Below are 25,779 nucleotides of genomic sequence, written 5' to 3'. Positions count from 1 at the left end.
GGGGCGCGCAACGCGCGTGACGAACCCGGATCGCGACACCGCCGAATCCCCGCGCGGTTTGGCCGTATGGGTCCCGGATCAGGTCCGGGACACGGGTTTGTCTGTTCCACGGTGGGGTCCCGCAAGAAACCATCGCGTTGCGTAAGCGTTGGCTGGGACAGGTTGCCCAACGACGGAGGGACAAGATGAGCTATGCCCGCTTCGCCGCGATGATCGTGACAGGCACGGTTGTCATGTACGGCCTCATGTATTTGAACACCTACGCGCTCGACCACGTCCGGTACAGCCAGACACGCGCCTGGATGGCGTTGATCATGGGCGCGACCATGGCCATCGTCATGCTCGCCTTCATGCTCAAGATGTACGCCTCGACCCGCGTCAATGCCACGATCTTGGTCGTCAGCGCATTGGTATTCGCCGGATCGCTCTGGCTCGTACGCAGCCAGGAAACGGTAGGCGACGTCGATTATATGAAGGCGATGATCCCGCACCACTCGATCGCGATCATGACGAGCCGGCGAGCGCAGATCAGCGATCCGCGGGTTCGCGAACTCGCCGACGAGATCATCGCGGCGCAGGTCAGGGAGATCGACGAGATGGAAGCGCTGATCGCGGAACTGGAAAACAACGGCGCGCAAGCGGCGCCGGCACGGTAGTCTTTGCCGGCAGCGGTGTCCGAGCCCTCGTCGCCGGAGCGCGGTGCCAAGCGGGGTGCCACGCGGGGTGCCACGCGGCCTGCGGGTCCCGGTTTGCGCTTGGGACACGCGGTCTTGGTTAAACGCTCGGTCGCTCCACGAACCGGGGGCTTGTTCCCTGGACCTGATCCAGGACCCAGTGCGCGGCGCCACGCGGTTCGGACGTTTTCGGGCGTCGCGTGCCAATCTGTCGAGATTGCCGGACGTGGCCCGGCAACCCGGCCCGTCTACTGCGCCGCTTCCGCCGTCTCCCCGACGCGCTCCACGCGGGCGGCGCAGAACTTGAACTCGGGGATCTTGCCGAAGGGATCGAGCTGCGGGTTGGTCAGCTTGTTGGCCGCCGCGTCCTCGAAGCAGAAGGGGATGAACAGCATGCCCTGTGGCACGTTGCGGTCGCGGCGCGCCTTCAGCTCGATCTCGCCGCGGCGGGTGGAGACCCTGACCGTGTCGCCGGCCTCGAGCCCCATGTCGCGCAGCTGGCGCGGGTTCATGGCAACGGTCGGCTCCGGCTCGATCGCTTCGAGGACGGAGGCGCGGCGGGTCATGGCGCCGGTGTGCCAGTGCTCCAGCAGGCGGCCGGTGGTGAGCACCATCGGATAGTCGGCGTCGGGCAGCTCGTCCGGCGGGACGATGTTGGTCGGGACGATGCTGGCGCGGCCGTCCTCTGTGGGGAAGGATTCGGCGAACAGGATCTCGCTGCCCGGGCCGTCCTCACTGTCGCAGGGATAGGTAACGCAGCGCTCGCGCACCAGACGGTCCCAGGTGATGTTGTTCAGTGACGGCATCACCTGGCTCATCTCGGCGAAGACCTGCGCGGGTCCCTCGTAGGCCCAGTCGAGGCCGAGCCGGCGGGCGAGCTCCTGCACGGTGTGCCAGTCGGGCCGCGCCTGGCCGGGCGGAGCGACGACCGGCTCGCCGATCTGAACCTGCCGGTTGGTGTTGGTGAAGGTGCCCCACTTCTCGTAGTAGCTCGTCGCCGGCAGGATCACGTCGGCGTAGTAGGCGGTCTCGGTCAGGAAGATGTCCTGGACGACCAGATGATCCAGCTTGGCCAGCGCCGCGCGGGCGTGGTTCTGGTCAGGATCCGACATCGCCGGGTTCTCGCCCAGAACGTACATCGCCTTGATCTCGTCGGCGTGGATCGCGTCCATGATCTCGACGACGGTGAGGCCGGGTTCCGGATCGAGGTCCGTGCCCCAGAAATCCTCGAACAGATTGCGGATTTCCGCCTTCGCGACCGACTGGTAGTCCGGGTAGACCATCGGGATCAGGCCGGCGTCGGAGGCGCCCTGCACGTTGTTCTGGCCGCGCAGGGGATGCAGGCCGGTGCCCGGGCGGCCGACCTGGCCGGTGATCAGCGCGAGCTGGATCAGGCAGCGGGCGTTGTCGGTGCCGTGCACGTGCTGCGACACGCCCATGCCCCAGAAGATGATCGAGGCTTCGGAGCGGGCGTAGTCGCGCGCGACCTCGCGGATCACCTCGGCGGGAATGCCGCAGACCGCTTCCATCTTCTCCGGCGCGAACTGGCCGACATTGCGGAGCAGCTCCTCAAAGCCGTGGGTGCGGGCGGCGACATACTGCCGGTCGTACAGGTTTTCCTCGATGATCGTGTGGATCATCGCGTTCAGCAGGGCGACGTCGGCGCCCGGCTTGAACTGCAGGTGGCGGGTGGCGTGGCGCGACAGCATCTGCCGGCGCGGGTCCATGACATATAGCCGCTTGCCGGCCTTCGCCGCGTTCTTGATGAAGGTCGCCGCGACCGGGTGGTTCTCGGTCGGGTTGGCGCCGATGACGATGATGACCTCGGCGTCGGCCGCCGCGTTGAACGGCGCCGTCACCGCGCCGGTGCCGATCGCCTCCATCAGCGCGGCGACGGACGAGGCGTGGCACAGCCTGGTGCAGTGGTCGACATTGTTGGTGCCGAAGCCGACCCGCACCAGCTTCTGGAACAGATAGGCTTCCTCGTTCGAGCACTTGGCCGAACCGAAGCCCGCCAGTGCCGAGGGGCCGTCGCGGTCGATCACCGTCTTCAGGCCGGCGGCGGCGCGGTCGAGGGCTTCCTCCCAGGTTGCCTCGCGGAAATGGGTATAGGGATTGGTCGGATCGAGCCGCAGGTCCTTGTCCTTCGGCGCGTCGTCGCGGCGGATCAGCGGTACGGTCAGCCGTTCTGGGCTGGACTGATAATCGAAGCCGAAGCGACCCTTGACGCACAGCCGGTTCTGGTTGGCCGGGCCGGGCGCGCCGTCGGCATGGAGGATCTTGCCGTCGGCGACGTGATAGTCGATCTGGCAGCCGACGCCGCAGAACGGGCAGCCGGACTGGATTGTTTCCTCTTCGAAGGCGACGCGGACGCCGTCCTCGCCCAGAAGGCGCGCCTCCATCAGCGCGCCGGTCGGGCAGGCCTGCACGCATTCGCCGCAGGCGACGCAGGTCGAGGCGCCCATTGGGTCGTCGAAATCAAACGAGATCTTTGCCTGATGGCCGCGGCCGGACATGCCGATCACGTCGTTGACCTGCACCTCGCGGCAGGCGCGGACGCACAGGTTGCAGTGGATGCAGGCGTCGAGATTGACCCGCATCGCCGGATGGCTGGGGTCGGGCGCGGGAACCTCGGCCGGTATATGTGCGGGAAACCGGCTCTCGGTGACGCCGATGCGCTCGGCCCAGGACCAGAGCTTCGACGAGGGATCGTGCGCGTCGGCCTTCGCCGGCTGGTCGGCGATCAGCAGCTCCATCACCATCGCGCGGGCCTTCTCGGCGCGATCGGACGCGGTCTTCACCACCATGCCGGCGACCGGCTTGCGCACGCAGGAGGCGGCGAGCGTGCGCTCGCCCTCGATCTCGACCATGCAGGCGCGGCAATTGCCGTCGGCGCGGTAGCCGGGCTCGGGCGCATAGCACAGATGCGGAATGTCGGTGCCGAGCCGCCGGGCGACCTGCCAGATCGTCTCGTCGGAGGCGGCCTCGACCTCGCGGCCGTCGAGGGAGAAGCGGACGTGTTCGGTCATCGCGTTGTCCTCAGCCAAAGAACTTGCGCACGGAGCGGATCGGGTTCGGGGCGGCCTGGCCGAGGCCGCAGATCGAGGCGTCGGCCATCGTCTGGCACAGCTCCTCGAGCAGCGGGTCGTCGAAACGGCCGGATTCCATCAGCTTGACCGCCTTCTCGCAGCCGGCGCGGCAGGGCGTGCACTGGCCGCAGCTCTCGTCCTCGAAGAACTTCAGGAGGTTGAGCGCGGCGTCGCGCACGTCGTCCTTGTCCGACAGGATCACCACGGCATGGGAGCCGACGAAGCAGCCGTACTTCTCCAGTTCGCCGAAATCGAGCGGCAGGTCGCCCATCGCGGCGGGCAGGATGCCGCCGGAGGCGCCGCCGGGCAGGTAGGCGGCGAACGCGTGGCCGTCGGCCATGCCGCCGCAGTGCTCCTCGATCAGCTCGCGCACGGTGATGCCGGCGGGGGCGACCTTGACGCCGGGGTTCCTGACCCGGCCGGAAACGGAATAGGAGCGCGGCCCCTTGTGGCCGGGCTTGCCCTGGGCGGCGAACCACTCGGCCCCGTTCTTCAGGATCGGCGGCAGCCAGTAGAGCGTCTCGATGTTGTGAACGAGGGTCGGACGGCCGAAGACGCCGGCGGTGGCGACATAGGGCGGGCGGTGGCGCGGCAGGCCGCGCTTGCCCTCGATGGACTCGATCAGCGCCGATTCCTCGCCGCAGATATAGGCGCCGGCGCCGCGGCGCATCTCGATGTAGCCCGGCTCGGCGATCCCCGCGGCTTCGATCGCGGCGATCTCCCGGCGCAGGATCTCCCGGGCGGCGGGATATTCGTCGCGCAGGTAGACGTAGATGTGCTCGGCCGCGACCGCGTGGGCGGCGATCAGCATGCCTTCGAGGAACTGGTGGGGCCGCATCTCCAGGTAATACCGGTCCTTGATGGTGCCGGGCTCGCCTTCGTCGGCGTTGACGCACATCAGCCGGGGGGCGGGGGCGGAGCGGACGAAGGCCCATTTCTTCGCCGAGGGAAAGCCGGCGCCGCCGAGACCGCGCAGGCCGGACTCGGCGATCGTCGTCGACACGGCGTCGAAGGTCAGCGCGCCGGAGCGGACGCGCTCGAGTTCGCCGTAGCCGCCTTCGGCCAGGTAGCCCTCGAGGGCCTGATAATCCGGGATCACCGGGTGATGGTCCGCGGACGTCGCGATCGCGGCGACGGTTTCCGGCGTGGCGTGGTCGACGTGGCGGTGGCCGACCTCGCAGACCGGGGCGTTGTCGCAGCGGCCCATGCAGGGGGCGCGAATGACGCGGACGGCGGCCGGATCGTGGTTCGCCGCCAGCGCCGAACGCAGCGCTTCGGCGCCGTTCATCATGCAGGGCAGGGAATCGCAGACCCGGATCGTCAGCGGCGCGGGCGGCGTCTCGCCCTCCTTCACCACGTCGAAATGGGCGTAGAAGGTCGCGACTTCGTAGACCTCGGCCTGCGACAGGCGCATCTCGTCGGCAAGCGCCATCAGTTGGCCGGCGGCGAGACAGCCGTATTCGTCCTGGATCAGGTGCAGATACTCGATCAGCAGGTCGCGGCGGCGAGGCCGGTCGCCGAGCAGCGCCAGCACTTGGTCCTGCGCGGTCGCATCAAGGTCGCGGCCCCTGGGCCCGTATCCGCGCCGGCGCTTGCCGGTGCCGTTTCCGCCCTGGGGGCCGCCTTCGGGCCCGCCACGGGGCATTGTCCGGTCTCTGGGGGGGCTCGCCTGGTCGTTCATGGCTCTCCGGGTCATCCGCCTGCCGTTGGATTGGGGCCGGGCAGGAAACTAGGTCCCGCCCGGCCCTTCTTCCAGTCTGTGTGGTTTCCAATCGCCTAACGCGCTCAAAACAGCCCGACGACGTTACCGCTTTCGTCGAGCCGGATCGAATTGGCCGCCGGGACGCGCGGCAGGCCGGGCATGGTCATGATCTCGCCGGTGATCACGACGATGAACTCGGCGCCGGCCGACAGCCTGACCTCGCGGATCGCGACCACGTGTCCGGTCGGCGCGCCCTTGAGGTTGGGATCGGTCGAGAACGAGTACTGCGTCTTGGCCATGCAGACCGGGAACGTGCCGAAACCCTGGTCCTGCAGCTGCCTGAACTGGTCGCGGACCGCCTTGTCGGCGACGATGTCCTCGGCGCCGTAGATCGAGCGGGCGATGGTGCGCACCTTGTCCCACAGCGGCAGATCGTCGTCGTAGAGCGGACGGAACTGCGAGCGGCCGGAATCGGACAGCGCCACGACCTTCTTCGCCAGCGCCTCGGTGCCCTTGCCGCCGTCGGCCCAATGCGTGCACGGGATCGCCTCGACGCCGAGCTCGGTGCAGTAGTCCTGCACCGCGTTGAACTCGGCCTCGGTGTCGGAGGTGAAGGCGTTGATGGCGACCACCGCCGGCACGCCGAACTGGCCGACGTTGCGGATGTGGCGGCCGAGATTGGCGAGGCCCTTCCTGACCGCGTCCACGTTCTCCAGGCCGAGATCCTCCTTCTTCACGCCGCCATGCATCTTCAGCGCCCGGATGGTGGCGACGATGACGGCGGCGGCGGGTTTGAGGCCGGCCTTGCGGCACTTGATGTCGAAGAACTTCTCGGCCCCGAGGTCTGCGCCGAAACCGGCCTCGGTCACCACGAAATCGGCCAGCTTGAGCGCCGTGCGCGTCGCCAGGACGGTGTTGCAGCCGTGCGCGATGTTGGCGAACGGTCCGCCGTGGACGAAGGCGGGATTGTTCTCCAGCGTCTGCACCAGGTTCGGCATCAGCGCGTCCTTGAGCAGCACGGTCATGGCGCCGGCGGCCTCGATCTCCTTCGCGGTCACCGGTGTCTTGTCGCGGGTGTAGCCGACGACGATGTTGCCCAGGCGGCGCTCCAGGTCTTCCAGATCCATCGCCAGGCACAGGATCGCCATCACTTCCGAGGCCACGGTGATGTCGAAGCCGGCCTCGCGCGGGAAGCCGTTGGCGACGCCGCCGAGAGAGCAGACGATCTCCCTGAGCGCGCGGTCGTTCATGTCGATGACGCGGCGCCAGGCGACGCGGCGCACGTCTATCGCGCAGCCGTTGCCCCAGTAGATGTGGTTGTCGACCAGCGCGGCCAGAAGGTTGTTGGCCGAGGTGATGGCGTGGAAGTCACCGGTGAAGTGGAGATTGATGTCCTCCATCGGCACCACCTGGGCATGGCCGCCGCCGGCCGCGCCGCCCTTCATGCCGAAGCAAGGGCCGAGAGAGGGTTCGCGCAGGCACATGATGGCGTTCTTGCCGATGCGGTTGAGGCCGTCGCCGAGGCCCACCGTCGTCGTCGTCTTGCCTTCGCCCGCCGGCGTCGGGGTCATCGCCGTGACGAGGATCAGGTTGCCGTCCGGCTTGCCGGCGAGGCTCGAAACGTAATCCAGGGAAATCTTCGCCTTGTAGGGCCCGTATTGCAGGACGGCGTCGGTCGGGACGCCCAGCGCGCCGGCAATGTCCATGATCGGTTTCATGCTGGCCGCGCGGGCGATCTCGATATCGGATTTCATGATGGTTCCCCTGTGGTCATTTTTCGGCCGGAATGCCGTAACGGCGCCCGGCTTCCGAATTACTACGCATCGGTTTGGCATTTGTGAGCGCGGAAGCGACGTTAGCAACCCCAAATGCGCCAGACGATTGCGCCGATGGGCCTAGTCTGGTAGCCCGCCAGCCAGGATGCCTCCCAGGATATCCGCCGGGATGCCCGGGCGGGGCGTGTCGTACCCGCAAATGTCAGAGCGGCCCATGACTCAACGTATCGCCGTCGTCGGAACCGGCTATGTCGGCCTGGTCTGTGGCGCCTGTTTCGCCAAGCTCGGTCACAGCGTCGTCTGCGTGGATCGCGACGCCGACAAGGTGAAGGCGCTGCAAAGCGGCGTCGTCGCGATCTTCGAGCCCGGTCTGGAAAAGCTGGTGTTCGACGAGATGTCGGCGGGCCGCCTGTCGTTCACGACCGATACCGCCGGGGCCGTCCGCGGCGCGGACCTCGTCTTCGTTGCCGTCGGCACCCCGCCGGAGCCGAAGACGGGCAATCCGGATCTCACCGCCGTCCTGGCGGTGACCGACGCCGTGGTCGACGCGGCCGACGGCTTCACCGTGCTCGTCACCAAATCGACGGTTCCGGTCGGCACCGCGCGGCGGATCGAGAGCCGCATCGCCGGGCGGCGCGCCGGCGTCGATATCGCGGTCGCCTCCAATCCGGAGTTCCTGCGCGAGGGCGCCGCGGTAAAGGATTTCCTCGAAGCCGAGCGCATCGTGGTGGGCACTCGCGACAAGCGGGCGCTGGAGGCGCTGAAGGCGGTCTACGCGCCGCTGATCGAAAGGGACTCGATCCTCGTGTCGACGACGCCGGAGACATCCGAGCTGGTCAAACACGCCTCGAACGCCTTCCTGTCGACCAAGATCGCCTTCATCAACGAGATGGCGCGGCTGTGCGAGAAGGTCGGCGCCGACGTGGAGATGGTGGCGCACGGCATGGGGCTCGATGCCCGCATCGGGCCGGAGTTCCTCAGGCCCGGCCCCGGATACGGCGGTTCGTGCTTCCCCAAGGATGCCCTCGCGCTCGTGAACGCGGCGCGGGACGCCGGGTCGCCGCTGTCCATCGTCGAGACGGTGCTGACCTCGAACCAGTGGCACAAGCACGCGATGGTGACCAAGATCGGCGATGTCGTCGGCGGGCTCGACGGCAAGCGGATCGGCGTGCTCGGCATCGCGTTCAAGAGCGGCACGGACGACGTGCGCGAGGCGCCGGCGCTTACCATCATCGCCGAACTGGTCAAGGGCGGGGCGATCGTGACCGCCTACGATCCCGAGGCGATGGATAACGCCCGGCCGCTGCTCAACGGCATTTCCTATGCGGACGATGCACTGGACGTCGCCGATCAGGCCGATGCGGTGGTGATCCTGACCGAATGGCCGGAATTCCGCGCTCTCGATTTCGCGGCCATGCGCGCGCGCATGCGCCGCCCGGCGCTGATCGATCTGCGCAACGTTGTGAAGCCGGAAACGGCCCATGCCGCGGGCCTGGTGCTCTACCCGCTCGGCAAGCCGCCGCGGGCTTAGAAAAGGCGGTTTCCAAGGGCCTCGCGGCCGCATGGGGCCCCGACTGCGGCTGCGGCATCGTTTGGTGGCAGTGTCTAGTAGGCGTCGCCCTCGATCATCGACAGCGTCTCGCTCGTCATCCGGCTGTCGGGATCGGCGAGGTCGAGGATCACGTCGAAATGGTTGCGAGCCGACAGTTCGAAGACCGTGCAGGGAAAGTCGCGCGCCTTCCATGCGTCGGCGTAGTCGCGGCTCTGGCGCTTGAATTCGCTGGTCTCGCTTCCCGCCCAGGACACCAGCAGCGGGCAACCGTCGCGCTCCGGCAGGTGCAGGATCGGGCTGTTGCGGGCGACGGCGTCCTCATCGAGCCTGAGCCATTCGTTGGGGACGCAGAGGCGCACGGGTACCAGGTCGAAGAGGCCGCTGACGGCGAGCGCGCCCTTGATAATGTCCGGGCGAACCCCGAACGCGTCGTGCCAGTCGCCGGCAATCAGCATGCCGACCAGATGGCCACCGGCGGAATTGCCGCCAACGAAAATGCGGTCGGAATCGATGCCGAATTCCCGACCGTTGGCGTGGATCCAGGCGATCGCGGCCCGGCACTGGCGCACGATCTCGTCGAGGCCGACGGCCGGCGCGAGGGCGTAGTTCAGGGCGACGACGGAGACGCCGGCGCTGGTGAAGACCTCGGCCATGAAGGCGGAGTCGTCTTTTGACAGCAGTCGCCAGTAGCCGCCATGGATGAAGACGAAGACCGGCGCATTCGGGCCGGCCGGAAACACGTCCATGGTCTCGGCGTCGCTCGGCCCGTAGGAGACGTCGAGGTGGCAGGGCAGGGTGGTGCGCATTTCCGCGGAGATGGCGGCGTAGCGCTCCAGAAAGGGCTCGATCGAGGACACCGTCGCGCGTGCGTCGTATTCGCGTTCCAGCGTCGCGCGGTCCATTCCCCGGTAGAGATCCGGGCCGGGCGCGTGCGGCATGGTCAGTCAGACTCCGAGGTAGCGATGGGCGACGTCGGGATCGGCGTCGAGCGCGGCGCTGTCGCCCGCCCACACGACGACGCCCTTCTCCATGATGACGTGCCGATCGGCGATTCGCTTCAAGGCCGACAGATTCTTGTCGATCACCAGGATCGACTGGCCGGCGGCCTTCAGCCGTTCGATGACGCTCCAGATCTCCTCGCGGATCAGCGGGGCCAGACCCTCCGTGGCCTCGTCGAGCACCAGGAGCTTCGGATTGGTCATCATGGCGCGGCCGATGGCGAGCATCTGCTGCTCGCCGCCCGACAGCGAGCGGCCGAACTGGCCGTGGCGTTCGCCCAGCCGGGGGAACAGGTCGTAGATGGCGTCCAGCGACCAGGGATGGCCGCTGCCGGCCCGGTTGGCGGCGGTTGCCACCAGGTTCTCGCGCACGGTGAGCGTCGGGAAGATCTGCCGGCCTTCCGGCACGAGCCCGATGCCGAGCCGTCCGATCCGGTGCGGCGGCAGCCCGGCGACCTCTCGGCCGTTGAAGGTCACGGAGCCGCGTTTGGGCGGGGTCAGTCCGAGGATCGAGCGCACCGTGGTGGTCTTGCCCATGCCGTTGCGGCCCATCAGCGTCACGACCTCGCCAGCATCGACCGCCAGATCGACGCCGAACAGCACCTGGCTGTGGCCGTAGAAGGTCTCGACGCCGGACAGGGTCAGCATCACGCCGCCTCCTCGTCGCCGAGATAGGCTTCGCGCACGGCCGGGTTCTCGCGGATGTCGCCGGGCGTGCCGGTGGCGATGGAGCGGCCGTAGACCAGCACGGTGATGCGGTCGGCGAGCGCGAAGACGGCGTCCATGTCGTGCTCGATCAGCAGCATGGTGACGTCGCCGCGCAGTTTCGACAGCACCTCGACCACGAAGGCGCTCTCGTCGGGCCCCATGCCGGCCATAGGCTCGTCGAGCAGGAGGAGGCGCGGCTGCAGCACCAGCGCCATGGCCAGCTCCAGCCGGCGCTGCTGGCCGTGGGAGAGGGCATGGGCGGGGCGGCCGGCGGCATCGTCCAGCGCGACGTCGCGCAGCGCCGTCATGGCGATGTCGTTGAGCGTCCCGTCCCTAGCGACGGGGGCGAAGAAGTGGAACGAGTGCCCGGTGCGCGCCTGGGCGGACAGGGCGACGTTCTCCAGGGTCGTGAATTCCGGGAAGATCGAGGTGATCTGGAACGAGCGCACGAGGCCGATATGGGGGCGCTCGTGGGCGGGCATGGCGGTGATGTCGCGACCGTCGAACAGGATGCGGCCGGCATTGGGCGTCAGCTCGCCGGAAAGCTGGCTGACCAGCGTGGTCTTGCCGGCGCCGTTGGGACCGATCAGGGCGTGGATCTCGCCTTCGGCCACCTCGAGGCTGAGATCGTCGGTGGCGCGCAGGGCGCCGAAGGATTTGGCCAGGCCCTCGACCCTGAGAAGCGGCTCAGTCATCGCCGGCCTCCTTCCGGAACAGCATGCCGTGGAGGCCGCGCTTGGCGAACAGCACGATCAGGATCAGCATCGGCCCGAACACGACGCGCCAATGGTCCTTCAGGAGGTCCATGTTCAGATCGCCGAAGATGACCGGCAGGTAGTCCTCCAGCATCAGGAAGGCGGCCGCCCCCAGGATCGGCCCGGTCAGCGTACCGATGCCGCCGAGGATGACCATGATCATGATGTCGCCGGACTTGGTCCAGGCGAGGATGTCCGGGCTGACGAACTTGGTGTGGTTGGCCAGCAGCGCGCCGGCAAGACCCGCCCCGGCGCTGGCGATGACGAAGGCGACTAGCTTGTAGCGGTAGACCGGATAGCCGAGCATCACCATGCGGCGCTCGTTCTGCTTAATGCCGCGCAGGACACGGCCGAACCGCGAGGCGACGATGGCGCGGCACAGTAGGAAGAAGCCGACCAGGAAGGCGAGGCAGACGTAGTAGAAGGCGGTGTCGTTCTCGAGATCGATGAACGGCATCTCGCTGCGGCCCGCGAACATGAACAGGCCGTCGTCGCCGCCGTAGCGCTGCAGCGAGACGAAGAAGAAGAACAGCATCTGGGCGAACGCCAGCGTGATCATGATGAAGTAGACGCCGCTGGTCCTGAGGCAGAGCGCGCCCAGGGGCACCGCCACCAGCGCCGAGATCAGCACCGCGAGAGGCCAGACGAGCGGCCCGGATACGGTACCCGGCAGGCCGAACAGCGGCGAGCCGTCATAGGCGTGGAACGACAGGATCGCCACGACGTAGGCGCCGATGCCGAGATAGGCGGCGTGGCCGAAGCTGACCAGGCCGCCGAAGCCGAGGATCAGGTCGAGCGAGATGGCGGCGATCGCGAAGATCAGGATGCGCGAGACGGTCGAAGTGAAGTAGGCGTTGCCGAGCGCCTCGGCGATGAACGGGAAGGCGAGCAGCAGGATCAGGCCGGCGACCAGGAACGGCTTTTCGTATCGCATCGGCATGTCAGCGCGCCCCCGAGGCGGTGGGGAACAGGCCGCTGGGGCGGATGATCAGAACCAGGGCCATCAGCAGATAGACCATCATCGAGGACAGGCCGGCGCCGATGCCGTCGGCTTCGGCGGGCGGCAGGAACAGCTTCAGGAGATCCGGCACGAAGGCGCGGCCGAGCGTGTCGACGAGGCCGACCAGCAGCGAGCCGATCAGCGCGCCGCGGATCGAACCGATGCCGCCGATGACGATAGTGACGAAGGCCAGGATCAGGATCTGCTCGCCCATGCCGACCTGCACCGAGACGAGCGGCCCGGCCATGGCGCCGGCGAATCCGGCGAACACGGCGCCGGCGGCGAACAGGGCGGTGTAGAGTAGGGCGATGTCGACGCCGAGGGCGGCCACCATCTCGCGATTGGTGGAGCCGGCGCGGATCAGCATGCCGGCGCGGGTGCGGGTGATCACGGCCCACAGGATCAGCGCGACGAGGATGCCGGCGGCGATGATGGCGATCCGGTAGACCGGGTAGGGGACGCCGGGGATGATCTCGACGGAGCCCTTCAGGGCGTCGGGCACGTTGAGGAACAGGGGCGTACGGCCCCAGATCATCGTCACCGCCTCGTTGATGAACAGGATCAGGCCGAAGGTCGCGAGCACCTGGTCGAGGTGATCGCGGTCGTAGAGCCGGCGCATCACCACGAACTCGATGACGATGCCGGCGAGCGCCGTGGCGGGCAGGGTCGCGAGCAGGCCGACGACGAAGGAGCCGGTCCAGGCGGTGACGGTGGCGGCGACATAGGCGCCGATCATGAACAGCGAGCCGTGGGCGAGATTGATCAGGCCCATGATGCCGAAGATCAGCGTCAGGCCTGCGGCCACGAGGAACAGAAAGATTCCGAGCTGCAGCCCATTCAGAATCTGTTCGACGAAAAGGAGCATGGACGCGCTTCCCCCCGGACTGCGTCGAACAACAGGAAATCGGGCGGCCGACGGCCGGCCGCCCGGGTACTCAACCGATCACTTCATCGGGCACTTTTCGTGGTACGCGTCCACGTGATCCTCGGCGATGACGCCGGTGGTCACGAGCCGGAGCTTACCGTCCGGGCCCTTCTCGGCCTTGATGGCGTACCAGTCGTGAATCGGGTGGTTGTTGTTGGCGAACTTGAAATCGCCGCGCACGGAGTCGAAATCGGCTGCCTTCAGCGCCGTGCGGAAGCCGTCCTGGTCGCCGGAAACCTTGCCGCCGGTCGCCTTCAGGGCGCTGGCGATCAGCTTCGCGGTGTCGTAGCCCTGGCTGGCGTAGGGGGTCGGCTCGCGATCGTACTTGGCGCGGAAGCCCTCGACGAAGGTCTTGTTGGCGGCGTTGTCGAGGTCGATGTTCCAGTGGCTCGACGTGGAGACGCCGAGCGAGGCCTCACCGACGGCTTCCATGATGCGCTGCTCGAGGCTCGGCGCGGAGACGACCAGCGGGATGTCGGCCTTGAGGCCAGCCTGGTCGTACTGCTTCATGAAGTTGATGCCCATGCCGCCGGGCAGGAAGTAGAACACCATTTCCGGCTTGTCGGCGCGGATCTTGGCGATCTCGGCGGCGTAGTCGGACTGGCCGAGCTGCGTGTAGATCTCGTCGACGATCTCGCCACCAAAGCGGCGCTTGAAGCCGGCGATCGCGTCCTTGCCCGCCTGATAGTTCGGCGCCAGCGCGACGGCCGACTTGTAGCCGGCCTTCTCGGCGGCGATGCCGGCGGCCTCGTGCAGGGAGTCGTTCTGCCAGGAGACGACGAAGTAGTTCTCGTTGCACTTCTCGCCGGCGAAGATCGACGGGGCCGAATTCGGAGAGATGTAGATCTTGCCCGCGCCGAGGGTCATCGGCGCCACGATCGGCGAGATGTTGGAGAAGATGACGCCGGTGACGATCTCGACGCCGTCGCGCTTGAGCATCCGGTCGGCGATCTGCTGGGCGTTCTCGGGCTTCAGACCGTCGTCCTCGACCAGGAGCTCGACATTGGCGCCGCCGAGCTTGCCGCCTTCCTCGTCCATCGCCAGCGTGAAGCCGTCGCGAACGTCCTCGCCCAGATACCCGGCGGGACCGGACAGGGTGGTGATCATGCCGATCTTGACCGGGTCGTCGGCGAAGGCCGCGGTCGCGACCAGGGCGGTGCTGATGCCGAGTGCGGCAAAAGTCAGTCTGGATGCCATTTGCTCTCTCCCGTTGGATTGTCCGTTGCACCCCTGGCGGATCGGGTCCGTTTCAAGCGGGGCAATCTGTTTTAGGGTTGAAATTCTTCCTCTTGGTTTGCCCTGTCAACGGTGTCGATTGGCGCCAGTCCAAAGAAGCGGATGGCGTTTTCCCCCAGAATGATCCGTTTCTCGTCACCTGACAGACGTTTCGACCCGCGTACCAACGCCCCCATTTTCTGCTCGCCGAGGGGGAACGGATAGTCGGTGCCAAACATTACCCGGTCTTTGCCCATCACGTCGACCAGCAGGCGCAGGGCGCCGTCGTCGAAGACCGCTGAATCGACGCTGAACCGGTCAACGTAGCTCGAGGGCGGGTTCGGACAGTCCTCGCGGACGATGTCGCGGTGGCGCCAGGCGTTGTCGACGCGGCCGAGCAGATAGGGAAAGCTGCCGCCGCCGTGGGCGAAGCAGATGTTCAGCGAGCGCGGCAGGCGCTCGAAGGCGCCCGACAGGATGAGCGTGAGGATCGAGAGCTGCGTCTCCGCCGGCATCGCCACCAGCCATTGCAGCATCCATTTCGACATGCGATCGGCGCCCAGCATGTCCCAGGGATGCACCAGCACCGGCGCGCCGATCGTCGCGCAATGCTGCAGGAACGCGATCAGGCCCTCGTCGTCGAGGTCGCGCGCGCCGACGTGATTGCCGATCTGGATGCCATGGTGGCCGTCGGTCATGGCCCGCTCGGCCTCGCGGCAGGCGCGATCGGTGTCCTGCAGCGGCACCTGGGCGAGCGGGAACAGCCGGTCCGGCGCCGCGGCCGTCATGTCGAGCGCCGCGTCGTTGAAGATGCGGGCGCAGTCGGCGGCTTCCTCGGGCTTGCGCAGGTAGGCGAACAGGACCGGCGTCGCGCACAGGATCTGCTGGTCGATACCGTCGCGATCCATTTCCTCCAGCCGCTTGTCGACGCTCCAGCAGGCCGAATAGACCGGCCTGAATTCGTGATCGCCGACCATCACCATCGCGTTGCCGTCGCCGAGATGGTTCATCCATGGCCAGTCGGGCGTGCCGAAGCGCTCGGCGAGATCGGGCCACGTTTCCGGGAAGAAGTGGCTGTGCATGTCGACGGTGGTCATTGGGCCACGAACCTCGCAGGTCTCGCCGTGCCGCCTCTGGTGTCCCGCTTTGGCGGGAACGAGCGGCGGAAGGATGGCGTCCCCGTACCCCGATCACGCCCGCGAAAGCGGGAGCCCAGGGCAGGAGACTTCGGACCGGCCGGCATCAGCGATGCGGGCCGGCTGCCGCTCAAATCTCGGCCCAGCCGGGGGGCGGAACCTTGCCGGGATGGACGGCGCCGCAGGTCTTGCACGTGCGCGCCTCCTCGTCGGCATAGAACGCCTCGTAGAGCGGCGGCAGGTCGTTGACGATGTCCTTGAGCTCGACCTCGATGCGGTGGACGAGGCCGCCGCACTCGAAGCAGTACCATTCGAAACCGTCCAGCATGCCGGGAACGCGCGGGCTCTCGACGACGAGGCCGATGGAGCCTTCCTGCGGGCGCTGCGGGCCGTGGCGGACATGGGCGGGCAGCATGAACACCTCGCCCTCGCGGATCGGTACGTCGTAGATCTTTCCGTTCTCGGCGATCTTCAGGATCATGTCGCCCTTGAGCTGGTAGAAGAATTCCTCGACCGGGTCGTCGTGGAAATCGACGCGCCGGTTGGGGCCGCCGACGACCATGACGATCATGTTCGACTTGTTGTCGAACAGGTGCTTGTTGCCGACCGGCGGCTTGAGCAGGTGCTGGTTCTCGTCGATCCATTTCTGGAAGTTGAACGGCGTCAGGCTCGGATGGATGTTCACGGACGTCTCCCTTGGATCAGCCGCGGGTGCATCAGCCGCGGGGCTTGTACGCGACCGCCTTCATCTCCACCAGCAGGTGCGGATGGGCGAGCTGGTGGACGGCGACGGTCGCCCGCGTGGGGCCGGAATAGTCGAAATACTCCGCGTAGGCGGCGTTGTAGCCGCCGAAATCGTTCATGTTGACGAGGTAGGTGGTGATCTCGACGAGATCCTCGAGGCCGGCGCCTTCGGCGGCGAGAATGTCGCCGATGTTCTCGATGACGGCGCGGGTCTGGGCGCGGATGTCGAGGACCCGCGTTCCCATCTCGTCGCTCTCCTCGGCGCCGGCGATCGTGTTGTCCTTGCGGCGCGCCGTGGTGCCGGAAACGAACAGGAAGTCGCCGGCGCGCTTGACGTGCGGGTAGGCGCCGCGCGGTTTCGGCTTGCCTTCGATCAGGCGGGCGGAAGAGCTGTCGTCGGTCATGTCGTTCCCAGCGATGGACGGCGGTATGGACTTCCGGTCGGTTTCGCACCGCGGCGGTACCGACGAGTTTGTCATGAACCGATATTCAGGCGAAATGAATAATTCCCGTTCTGATATAACCGGTCAGAATACCTGATCGGTCGTGTACTCCTCGGCGATCTGGGACGCGACGATCCGCAGTTCCGCCATCAGGGACGCGGCGACCGGGGAGGGCGTGGTGTTAGCGCGGGTCGTCAGGCCGACGCGCGCGGAAACCTTCGGAAGGGCGATCGGCAGACGCATCAGCCTGCCCTCGAGCACGTCCTGTCTCACCACCTGATAGGGCCAGGCGGAGATCGCGTCGGTTTCGGCGGCGAGGCGGCGGTTGGTCAGAACCGACACGGATTCGACGACGACCGGCGGAACCTGAAGGTCCGCCTGATGGAAGGCGTGGTCGAGCTGGCGACGCAGTGTGGTTTCCTGCGGCGGCAGGATGAAGTCCCAGGCGAGCGTGTCGGCCAGCGTGATCCGGGGCGACGACAGCAGTGGATGGCCGGGCCGCACCACCAGGCAGGTGATCTCGTCATAAAGAGCCTCCTGATGGGTGCCCTCGCGGCCGCGGAACTCGGGCAGGCGGCCGACGACCAGGTCGAGGTTGCCCAGCCTCAGGCCCGGCAGCAGCAGGTCGTTGGTCCCCTCGACGACGGTTACCGTGACTTTCGGCCGTTCGCGGCGGAGCCGGGATATGGCCAACGGCAACAGGCGGGCGGAGGCGGCAAGCAACGTGCCGACGACGACACGGCCGCCGAGGCCCTCCTGAAGATCGCGGATTTCTTCACCGGCATGGCGCAGTTCGGTAAGGATCAGCCGGGCACGGCGGCTCAACGTCGTGCCGAAGGGGGTGGGAAGCACGCCGCGGTTGGTGCGGGTGAACAGTTTGACGTCGAGAATGCGCTCAGCCTCCTTGAGCGCCTTCGTTGCCGTGGGCTGCGTAATGTTGAGGCTTTCCGCGGCTACCCGAATGGAACCGTGATCCTCGATGGCGGCGATGATCCGCAGTTGCTTGACGGATAGCCGTTGCGTCGCCTCGGCCAGACCTTCCGGCATCCGATCCTCTCCCCACGTAAGGCCGATTGGACCGCAAATTCTCCGTATTGGGAAGCGAGTCGCTACTCATACTATAGGATACCGGACGGTAATGACGCTTTCCCGTCGCTACATCGTGCTCTGAAAACAGCGCGCGAACGCGTCCCGGTTCGAACGGATAAGGTCCAGGTAGAGGTCCGGTCCAGGCGCGAGCGCGGCGCCGAGCGGGTCGAGCGTGCCCGTCCGGGCCGCGGTGCCCTCGACGATGACATCGACGAGTTTCGGCGGAAACTGCGGTTCCGCGAAGATGCAAATCCGGTCGTAGCGGCCGATCTCGGCACGGATTTCTCTCAGACGCTGGGCACCGGGCTGGCGATCCGGGCTGAGCGAGATCGCCCCTTGCGCGTCCAGATCGAAACGCGACCCGAAGTACCGGAAGGATTCGTGGAAGGTGAAATAGGGCACGTCGCGAAACGGCTCCAGGGTTTCGGCCGTATCGCTCTCGAGCCACTCCAGCCTAGCCGTCAGGTCCGCTCCATTGCGGCGATAGCTTTCCGCGTTCTCCGCGTCCGCCTCGGTCAGGACGGCGACGATCTCGGCGACCATGGCGCGTGCGTTCGCCGGGTCGAGCCAGACGTGGGGATCGGTGCCCGCGTGGTGATGGGCCTCGTCTCCATGCTGGTCATGGTGGTCGTCGGCGTGTTCGTCGTCGTCGTCGGAATAGCCATCGGCGTGCGCCTCCTCACCGTCCAAAGGAAAGTCGAAAAGCGTCATGCCGGGGGCATGCAACAGCGCGACGGCGCGCGCATCGGCGCCGAGGTTCGCGATCGGCCGTTCGAGAAAGGTCTCGAGTTCCTCGCCGACCCAGAATATCACGTCGGCATTCGACAGCGCTTCGGCGTCGGACGGCCGCATCGAATAGGTGTGCGGGGATTCGCCCCCGCCGACGAGCAGGTGCGGCTCGCCGACACCCTGCATGACACCGGCGACAAGCGAATGCAGCGGCTTGATCGAGGCGACGACTTCGGGTTTTTCCGCGTGCGCCGTTGCCGCGCTCAGCAGCAAGGCGAACGACGCGGCGGCAAGGCTTCGGGATCGGGACCGTCCCATGTGATGAACCCCTCTACAACGTTGGCTAAGGCGTGTTACACTATAACATATGTTATACTATAACAATCCATATTGGCGGCGTGTTGGCGGGTTGTCCCCCGTGAAAGAGACCGGAAAATGAACCAAATCGTATCAGAGGCCGACGAAAAGCGGCGTTCAGCGGCCGCCGAGGCCGAAATCCTGCTCGGATGCCACGGCCTGGGTGTGCGTCGCGACGGACGCTGGCTGATCCGCGACGTCGATCTGGAGGTCCGCCGCGGCGAGATCGTCTCCATCGTCGGGCCGAACGGGGGCGGTAAGACGACGCTGATCAAGACGCTGCTTGGGATCGAGCGGCCGTCGGCGGGGCAAATCGTGCGTCCACGGGGCGTGAAGGTCGGCTACGTGCCGCAGCGCCTTGCCGTCGACCGCACCATGCCGCTGTCCGTGGAACGGCTGATGACGCTGGTGCACCGCGCCCCGCGGGCCGACGTCGTCGCCGCGCTCGAGGAAACCGCCGTCGCGCACCTGCTTCATCGTCCCGTCCAGGAACTGTCGGGCGGAGAGTTCCAGCGGGTGCTGATCGCCCGCGCGCTGCTCGGCAAGCCGGATATCCTCGTCCTCGACGAACCGGTGCAGAGCGTCGACTTCTCCGGCCAGGTCGATCTCTACCGGCTGATCGCGTCGCTGCGCGACCTGCACGGATGCGGCGTCCTGATGGTCAGCCACGATTTGCACGTGGTGATGCGGGCGACAGACCGCGTGCTGTGCCTTGCCGGCCACGTGTGCTGCACCGGCGAGCCGGGCGACGTTTCGCGCAGCCCGGAATACATGCGCCTGTTCGGGCCGCAGGCCGCCGATACGCTGGCGATCTACGCGCACAAGCACGATCATGTGCACACGCCGTCCGGCGAGGTGGTGCCGGCGTACGACTACGATCATAATCCCGGGCATCATCCCGATCATCATCATGGGCACGCCGGGGAGGGCGGACGCTGATGCTCGACGACTTCTTCGTCCGCGCGCTGATCGCCGGCATCGGCGTGGCGCTGGTTGCCTGTCCTCTCGGCTGCTTCATCGTCTGGCGGCGCATGGCCTATTTTGGCGACACCACGGCGCACGCGGCGCTTCTCGGCGTGGCGCTCGGCCTGCTCGCCGGCATCGGCCCGACGCTCGGCGTGTTTCTGATGACGGTGATCGTGGCGTTGCTGCTGGTCGTCCTGCTGCGGGTCGCCCGCGTCGCCGGCGATACGGTTCTGGGCATCCTGTCGCACGCCGCGCTTTCGATCGGCCTGGTGACGCTGGCGTTCATGACCTGGGTGCGCGTCGATCTGGTCGGCTACCTGTTCGGCGACGTGCTGGCGGTGGGACGGGTCGACGTCTACATGGTGATTGGCGGTGCCGTCGTGGTCCTCGCCACGCTGATGGCGATCTGGCGCCCGCTGGTGGCGGCGACCGTCGACCGGGATCTCGCCCGTGCCGAAGGCGTCAACGTCGTCGCCGTCGAGGTCGTCTACGTGCTGATGATCGCCGTCGTGGTGGCGATCGCGATGAAGATCGTCGGCATCCTGCTGGTCACGTCCCTGCTGATCATACCGGCGGCCGCGGCACGCGGGTTTTCCCGCACGCCCGAGCGCATGGCGGTCATCTCGGCCGGGCTCGGCGTCTGCGCGGTGATCGGCGGGCTCTTTGCGTCCGGGGAATGGGATACGCCGGCCGGCCCTTCCATCGTGGTGGCGGCGTTCCTGATTTTCCTGGCGTCCGCCGTGATCGCGAGCCTGCACGACGTGGTCAGGCGCAGCGCGGAGAACGGTTGACCGCGCGGGCGCGGACGGGCATCCATCGGAGCCAGATCGACTGGAGCCGGCATGCGCCCGATTGTCCGTTTTGTCCTTGTGCTCGCGGCGCTTTGCGTCCCCTTCGGCGCCGCATCGGCCGAAAAGCTGCGCATCCAGTCGCTGGATGTCGCCGGCAGCATCGCGACGAACGGGCTCGAAAAGCTCGCCGACGAGCTGCGAGCGGCATCGGGCGGCGAGATCGATATCCAGGTCCTGCCGGTTCGCAGCGCGGTCGGGCCCGCGGCGACGCTCGATGCGATGAAATCGGGGGCGATCGACGGGCACTATTCGTCGCCGGCCTATTTCGCCGGGAAGGACCCGGCCTTCGCGGTGCTCGGCGATTCGCTCGCCGCTTTCCCCGATCCGGAGACGCGCGATCGCTGGTTCGGGGAGAGCCGCGGGATCGAATACGCCCGCAAGCTCTACGGCCAGCATGGCGTGCATCTGGTCGGTTTCGTCTACTGGCCGGAGGAATGGCTGGTGTCGGCGAAGCCGGCGACCATCATGATCGACCTGTCGGGCCTGCGCATCCGGGCGCCGAACGGGCCGGTTGCCGATTTCCTCGAGACGATCGGCGCCAAGGTCGTGGCGCTTGGCGGCCACGATACGCTACGGGCGTTCGACCAAGGCGACATCGATGCCGCCGACTGGGCGTCGCTTGCCGCCAATATCGAGGCCGGCGCGCACAAGACCGCCCGCTATGGCGTCCGGGCGCGCCATTCGATGCCCGTCACCGAGATATCCGTGTCGAAGGCGGCCTGGGACCGGCTGTCGCCCAGGGCCCAGGCGCTGTTCGAATCCAAGGTCGCCGCCTTCTCCAGATCGCAGAAAGCCGCCTTCGACTTCGCCTTCGCCGCCGCCAGAGCCAAGGCGCGCGATCAGGGCATCACGCTTCTCGAACTTTCGAAGAAGTCGCAGGCCGAGATGCGCCGGCGGGCGCTGGCGGTCCTTGCCGACTGGGGTACGAAGTCCGAGGCCGCCGGCGATATCGCGGCGAGCCAGCGTGCGTTCCTGGAACGGCTCGGCCTGGTCGAACCGACCGCGCCGGCGGCGGCCGGCAGCGGCGGCTAGGACGCTCCGGTTTCGCTCAGGACTTGATCTTGCCGTCGAGCGCCTTGCTCAGACGCAGGTCCTCCAGATAGGGGTCCTTGGAGAAGCGCACGTTGCCGTCCGCGTCCATCCAGGCGGACTGGAACACGACCATGATGGGGATCCGGTCGACATCGGGGACGGTCAAGGTCTCGCGACGGGCGAGCGTGCGTTCCAGATAGTCGTCGGGCCCGAGCCGGTGCTTGGCCAGGACATTCATCAGATCGAGACCGTCGACCACGGCGATGGCTCCCTTCGGCAGCCGCGGATCGCACAGCTCGGACAGCGCGTCGGGCGGGGCATCGAACAGGAACGCCTGGTCAGTCTCGTTCAGCCGGTACACGTAGCGGCCGTATGGATTGTGGAAGCCGGGTTTCAGGCGGAAGCGGAACTTGTCCTTCTGCTTCGTCAGGGTCGATTTCGGAATCTGGCGCCACGGCATGGCGTCCAGCGGCATGGCGACGTCCTGATACAGAAGCTCGAAGCCCTGCTCCTCGACGATTGCCGGATTTTGCTGGAGGTCCGGGTAAAGCACGGTCTGAACATAGTCGTGCGGGACTTCCCAGCGCGGATTGAGGGTCATCGAGCTCAGGTTGTCGGCGACGATCGCCAGGTTGTCTCGGGGGCAGTTCGGCAGGATGCGCCATTCGCGCTCGATACCGCCGGGGGTCAGCAGGCGCAGGATGCCGTCGCCCTTGTTGGCGATCAGCACACGGTCGGCGAGTTCCTCGGGCATCCAGCGCAAGCGTTCCATCGACAGCATGATCTGTTCGATGCGCCGCTCCACAGGGACGTTGAGCGCCAGCAGCGTGGGTTTGTCCAGATGCCCGGTCACCGGCACGTCATGATGGAGCTGGAAGACGCGCAAACGTTTCTCTAGCTCGGGGTCCAGCGCGTCGGTCTCGCCGAAGGGCTCCTCGAAGCCGTATTCGGTGTCGAGACGGGCCCTGAGGGCGGGAATGCGCGGGTCGGTCTGTCCCTGCGCCACATCCTGCCCGGGATCGATCGTGCCCCAGCCGCCCTGATGGCGGATGTCGATGTACTCCGCCAACTTGCCGCGAAGGCGGTCGTACTCGATGTTCAGCGGGTCCCAGGCGTCGAAGAAGCTGTCGGTATCGGGGAACCGCCTCAGCGCCCGCAGGACGTTGTCGCCGTCGATCTCTTTGCGCGGCATGTAGAGGTCCGGGTAGACCATGCGGGGCAGCACGCGCCCGACCTTGATGTCCGCCGCGAACATCAGGAAATGCGCCGCGAACCAGGCCTCGATCTCGGCCAGGCGTTCCGGCGAGGCTCCATCGGTCTCGACCTCTAGGTCCTCCAGGAACTCGACGGGATAGCGGGTCGGATCGAGACCGTCGTACTCGGCGTCGAGCATCCGCGTGATCAGTCCGCGCATCCGGTCGGTTCCGACGAAGAGCGGCTCGGCGTCCTCGCCAGCGTAGTAACGGATCAGGGCGAGACGATTGTTCTCGATCGGCAGCGCCTTGCGGCTCTCGTCGCCGAGAAGCACGCGGACGTTTTCGACCAAGGGGGCCGCAGCATGCGCGGGGGCGGCGGCGAAAAGCAGCACGAAAACGAAAAACACGGTGCGGCGTAGGATCATCCCGATCTCCGGAAAGTGGACGTGTCAGCCGCTCAATCTATTCGGCTCGGACGCGTTGTCACGTTTTCACCGCAACGATTGGCTAGCGCGGACGAGGGGAACGGCGTAGACGCGGTGCGCTTTGTCCCGGCAAAGCGGTCATCGGAGGAACGGTAAAGTGCGGCGCATCGTCGGTCGGCTCATTCGTGTTTTCGCCTGTTCCGTGTTGCTTTCGGCGGGCGTGACGCAGGTTGTGCACGCCGAATCAACCGGCGTCGCGGTCGCCAACGAGACCGTTCCGACGCTCTGCGCCGAGGAAGACAACGTCTATGTGACGCTGGCCGGCGACGATATCCGCAGCTTCCGGATCGGGGCGCGCCATCCCGCCTATGTCGGCACGATCGTCTCGGACGATTCGGCGGCCGACTTTTCCAACTGCGATCGCTCGGCCGAGCAGTTCTTCGAATTCGATACGCGGCGGGTGACCCTTTACGAGGACCGCTCGATCTGGCTGATCGGCTACGTCTACGAACGCTACTGGCGCGACAAGGACGTGCCGGTCCGTGTAGGTGACACGGTGGTGCACAACCTGCACATGATCCAGCTCTGGGTGCAGGGACCACGCGGGCCGGAGGAGTTCCTGGTGCTCTACCCGCCGGACGGATACTGGCGGCTGCGGCCGCTGTCGCCGGCCCATCTCAAGGGCACCGCCTATGGCAGCTCGGTGCTGCTCGGTCCCGTGGAAACCAAGGTTCGACCGATCGTGGAGATCAGCGCGGTGCGCTTCGACCCGGAGGCCCGACGCTTCGATCTGACCTTCGATCGCGGCGGGTCTGCGTCCGTGACCGTCGACCAGGTTGCGGAGGAGGGCGTCTTTCTCGACGTGGACTTCGGCGACAGCCCCGTCAGCGGCGTCTTTGGCGGCGTGCGCTCGATGTACGTGACGCCCGGTAACGCGGATGCCTCGGAGGTCGGCTGGCACGTGGGCGGGGCGCAGGCCTGGGAGATCGAGCCGCTGTCGGCGTTTACGTCCGCGCGGGACGTGCGCGAGCTCTGGGTCGGCCGTCACATCGTCTCGCGGCACAACACGAGCGCGCCCGATACGGTGTTCGGCGACTTCGAGAGGGGACGGTAATCCGCGCCGGACGCTCGACACGACGGGCGAACGGGGGCAGTGTCTGCGCAAACGCGGCCACACGACTGATCTGATGGCGAGATTCAGATACCAGGCGCTCAACACCTCGGGCGAATTGCTGACGGGCGAGATCGACGCCGAGTCGAGCCGGCAGGTGTTCGGCGAGCTGGAGAGGCTCGGCCACATGCCCATCGAGGCGACCGAGCTGAAGGACGGCGCGGGCGGCGGGACGGGCAGCCTGCTGTCGCGGCTGATCACATCCAAGCCGGGCCGCGAGGAAATCACCGAGATCACGCGGGACCTGGCGATGCTGCTCAAGGGCGGCGTCAGCCTGCACGAGGCACTGCAGCTTCTCTCGCAGATGGGCGGCAAGCCACCGCTGCGCAACCTGATGGCGGCGCTTCAGCGCGATATCGCCCAGGGCAAGAGCTTCGCCGAGGCGCTCGGCGTGCATACGGACGTGTTTCCGCCGACATACGTGAAGATGGTCGAGGTCGCCGAATCGGCGGGCACGCTGGAGGCGACGCTCGACAAGATCGCGCAGGAGCGGACCCGGTCGGAGGCGCTGCGGCGGCGCGTGACGTCGTCGCTGACCTACCCGCTGTTCCTCGTGGTCGCCGCCTGCGGCGTTTTCCTGTTCGTGATGCTCAAGGTGATCCCGGAGTTCGAACGGGCCTTGTCGGGGTTCATGGACAAGATGGATCCGCAGGCGAAGATGATCTTCGCCCTGTCCCGGTTCGTGCAGGGCAATATCGACATGATCCTCGGCGTTGTCGCGGTCGTTCTGCTCGGCGGGCTGCTCTTGTCGCGCAGCCGGGCGTTCGTCGGCTTCCTGATCCGCACGCTGGCGCGGTTGCCGGGAACCAGGCGGATCGTGCAGTTCCAGCAGACGGTGTTCTTCTGCTCGACGCTTGGAACGCTGCTTGCCAGCGGCGTCGACATCACCACGTCGCTGCGGCTGGTGCGCGACCTGTTTCGCGATCCGCGGGCGGCGGAGAAGGTGGATCAGCTGATCGCCGAGGTGCGGCAAGGGCACAGGGTCAGCGACGCGCTCGCCAGGCTGAACTTGCTACCGGCCTACGTGATACCCATCTTGCGGGTGGGAGAGGAAGCCGGCGAACTGGACACGATGGCGGTCCGGATCGGCGGTTTCTACGAGGATCGGCTTGACAGAGCGCTTGCGCGCCTGACATCCATCCTTGGACCTTCTATATTGATTTTGGTGAGCCTAATGATCGCGTGGCTCATCGTGACCGTCATCACCGCCCTTATCAGTGTAAACGAGCTGTTGGTCTGAACGTGTT

Annotated in this window: 22 protein-coding genes; 7 read left to right on the top strand and 15 right to left on the bottom strand. The window is 66.8% G+C overall.

What is annotated here, in order from left to right; genetic code table 11:
- Window positions 1–185: 185 nt before the first annotated feature.
- A complete protein-coding gene (locus tag ACSF9G_RS00315) occupies window positions 186–656 on the top strand; it encodes a DUF305 domain-containing protein (RefSeq protein ID WP_436636960.1) in 471 nt (156 codons plus the stop codon).
- Between the two features lie 266 nt (window positions 657–922).
- Here the strand turns inward: ACSF9G_RS00315 and fdhF are convergent, their stop codons facing one another.
- The 3 genes from fdhF to ACSF9G_RS00300 all read right to left on the bottom strand — a co-directional run bounded on the left by fdhF (window position 923) and on the right by ACSF9G_RS00300 (window position 7,219).
- Window positions 923–3,703 carry a formate dehydrogenase subunit alpha gene (gene fdhF, locus ACSF9G_RS00310; protein ID WP_436636958.1) on the bottom strand — a complete coding sequence of 927 codons (2,781 nt, stop codon included), beginning with the start codon at window positions 3,701–3,703 and terminating at the stop codon, window positions 923–925.
- A 10-nt stretch (window positions 3,704–3,713) separates the two neighbouring features.
- A complete protein-coding gene (locus ACSF9G_RS00305; RefSeq protein WP_436636956.1) occupies window positions 3,714–5,408 on the bottom strand; it encodes an NAD(P)H-dependent oxidoreductase subunit E in 1,695 nt (564 codons plus the stop codon).
- A 140-nt stretch (window positions 5,409–5,548) separates the two neighbouring features.
- On the bottom strand, window positions 5,549–7,219 hold the full coding sequence (locus tag ACSF9G_RS00300; protein WP_436636955.1) for a formate--tetrahydrofolate ligase: 1,671 nt from the start codon (window positions 7,217–7,219) through the stop codon (window positions 5,549–5,551).
- 235 nt (window positions 7,220–7,454) lie between these two features.
- Between ACSF9G_RS00300 and ACSF9G_RS00295 the strand changes: the two genes are divergently transcribed.
- Entirely contained in the window at window positions 7,455–8,771 is a 1,317-nt protein-coding gene (locus ACSF9G_RS00295) for a UDP-glucose dehydrogenase family protein (RefSeq protein ID WP_436636954.1), read from the top strand.
- A 74-nt stretch (window positions 8,772–8,845) separates the two neighbouring features.
- Here ACSF9G_RS00295 and ACSF9G_RS00290 read toward each other — a convergent pair whose 3' ends face one another.
- The 11 genes from ACSF9G_RS00290 to ACSF9G_RS00240 form a co-directional block, all read right to left on the bottom strand.
- Window positions 8,846–9,730, bottom strand: coding sequence for an alpha/beta hydrolase (locus ACSF9G_RS00290; protein ID WP_436636952.1), 885 nt, complete (start codon window positions 9,728–9,730; stop codon window positions 8,846–8,848).
- Window positions 9,731–9,736: 6 nt separating this feature from the next.
- Window positions 9,737–10,438: an ABC transporter ATP-binding protein gene (locus tag ACSF9G_RS00285; protein WP_436636950.1), complete on the bottom strand. Its 702-nt coding sequence runs from the start codon at window positions 10,436–10,438 to the stop codon at window positions 9,737–9,739.
- Complete coding sequence (locus ACSF9G_RS00280) at window positions 10,438–11,193, bottom strand: ABC transporter ATP-binding protein (protein WP_436636948.1); 756 nt, start codon at window positions 11,191–11,193, stop codon at window positions 10,438–10,440. Before ACSF9G_RS00280 ends, ACSF9G_RS00285 begins: the two co-directional genes overlap by 1 nt.
- Window positions 11,186–12,193 (bottom strand): branched-chain amino acid ABC transporter permease, encoded by a 1,008-nt coding sequence (locus tag ACSF9G_RS00275; protein ID WP_436636946.1) that lies wholly within the window; start codon window positions 12,191–12,193, stop codon window positions 11,186–11,188. The genes ACSF9G_RS00280 and ACSF9G_RS00275 overlap by 8 nt, the downstream gene beginning before the upstream one ends.
- Window position 12,194: 1 nt before the next feature.
- Window positions 12,195–13,118: a branched-chain amino acid ABC transporter permease gene (locus ACSF9G_RS00270; protein ID WP_436636944.1), complete on the bottom strand. Its 924-nt coding sequence runs from the start codon at window positions 13,116–13,118 to the stop codon at window positions 12,195–12,197.
- 78 nt (window positions 13,119–13,196) lie between these two features.
- Entirely contained in the window at window positions 13,197–14,375 is a 1,179-nt protein-coding gene (locus ACSF9G_RS00265) for an ABC transporter substrate-binding protein (RefSeq protein WP_436636942.1), read from the bottom strand.
- 71 nt (window positions 14,376–14,446) lie between these two features.
- Window positions 14,447–15,490: an amidohydrolase family protein gene (locus ACSF9G_RS00260; protein ID WP_436636940.1), complete on the bottom strand. Its 1,044-nt coding sequence runs from the start codon at window positions 15,488–15,490 to the stop codon at window positions 14,447–14,449.
- A 169-nt stretch (window positions 15,491–15,659) separates the two neighbouring features.
- The gene (locus tag ACSF9G_RS00255; RefSeq protein ID WP_436639620.1) at window positions 15,660–16,208 is read right to left on the bottom strand and encodes a 3-hydroxyanthranilate 3,4-dioxygenase; all 549 of its coding nucleotides are present in this window, start codon (window positions 16,206–16,208) and stop codon (window positions 15,660–15,662) included.
- 37 nt (window positions 16,209–16,245) lie between these two features.
- On the bottom strand, window positions 16,246–16,677 hold the full coding sequence (locus ACSF9G_RS00250; RefSeq protein WP_436636938.1) for a RidA family protein: 432 nt from the start codon (window positions 16,675–16,677) through the stop codon (window positions 16,246–16,248).
- A 123-nt stretch (window positions 16,678–16,800) separates the two neighbouring features.
- Window positions 16,801–17,763, bottom strand: coding sequence for a LysR substrate-binding domain-containing protein (locus ACSF9G_RS00245; protein WP_436636936.1), 963 nt, complete (start codon window positions 17,761–17,763; stop codon window positions 16,801–16,803).
- Between the two features lie 108 nt (window positions 17,764–17,871).
- Window positions 17,872–18,852, bottom strand: a complete 981-nt coding sequence (locus ACSF9G_RS00240; RefSeq protein ID WP_436636934.1) for a zinc ABC transporter substrate-binding protein — start codon at window positions 18,850–18,852, stop codon at window positions 17,872–17,874.
- Window positions 18,853–18,969: 117 nt separating this feature from the next.
- On the opposite strand from ACSF9G_RS00240, the gene ACSF9G_RS00235 reads away from it, so the two are divergent.
- From ACSF9G_RS00235 to dctP, 3 genes are read left to right on the top strand one after another with little or no spacing between them, the layout of a single operon-like run.
- On the top strand, window positions 18,970–19,830 hold the full coding sequence (locus tag ACSF9G_RS00235; RefSeq protein ID WP_436636932.1) for an ATP-binding cassette domain-containing protein: 861 nt from the start codon (window positions 18,970–18,972) through the stop codon (window positions 19,828–19,830).
- Window positions 19,830–20,648 (top strand): metal ABC transporter permease, encoded by an 819-nt coding sequence (locus tag ACSF9G_RS00230; protein ID WP_436636930.1) that lies wholly within the window; start codon window positions 19,830–19,832, stop codon window positions 20,646–20,648. Before ACSF9G_RS00235 ends, ACSF9G_RS00230 begins: the two co-directional genes overlap by 1 nt.
- 51 nt (window positions 20,649–20,699) lie before the next feature.
- Window positions 20,700–21,740 (top strand): TRAP transporter substrate-binding protein DctP, encoded by a 1,041-nt coding sequence (gene dctP / locus ACSF9G_RS00225; protein ID WP_436636928.1) that lies wholly within the window; start codon window positions 20,700–20,702, stop codon window positions 21,738–21,740.
- Between the two features lie 16 nt (window positions 21,741–21,756).
- Here dctP and ACSF9G_RS00220 read toward each other — a convergent pair whose 3' ends face one another.
- On the bottom strand, window positions 21,757–23,361 hold the full coding sequence (locus ACSF9G_RS00220; protein ID WP_436636926.1) for a L,D-transpeptidase scaffold domain-containing protein: 1,605 nt from the start codon (window positions 23,359–23,361) through the stop codon (window positions 21,757–21,759).
- A gap of 157 nt (window positions 23,362–23,518) precedes the next feature.
- On the opposite strand from ACSF9G_RS00220, the gene ACSF9G_RS00215 reads away from it, so the two are divergent.
- Together ACSF9G_RS00215 and ACSF9G_RS00210 are read left to right on the top strand one after the other, a co-directional pair.
- The gene (locus ACSF9G_RS00215) at window positions 23,519–24,475 is read left to right on the top strand and encodes a hypothetical protein (protein ID WP_436636924.1); all 957 of its coding nucleotides are present in this window, start codon (window positions 23,519–23,521) and stop codon (window positions 24,473–24,475) included.
- A gap of 73 nt (window positions 24,476–24,548) precedes the next feature.
- Window positions 24,549–25,772 (top strand): type II secretion system F family protein, encoded by a 1,224-nt coding sequence (locus tag ACSF9G_RS00210; RefSeq protein WP_436636922.1) that lies wholly within the window; start codon window positions 24,549–24,551, stop codon window positions 25,770–25,772.
- Window positions 25,773–25,779: the final 7 nt, after the last annotated feature.

The organism is Microbaculum mangrovi, assembly GCF_051390635.1.
In the GTDB taxonomy this organism is placed as follows: Bacteria; Pseudomonadota; Alphaproteobacteria; order Rhizobiales; family Tepidamorphaceae; genus Microbaculum.
The sequence above is the reverse complement of the archived record's forward strand: the minus strand, read 5'-3'. Positions and strand labels throughout refer to the sequence as shown.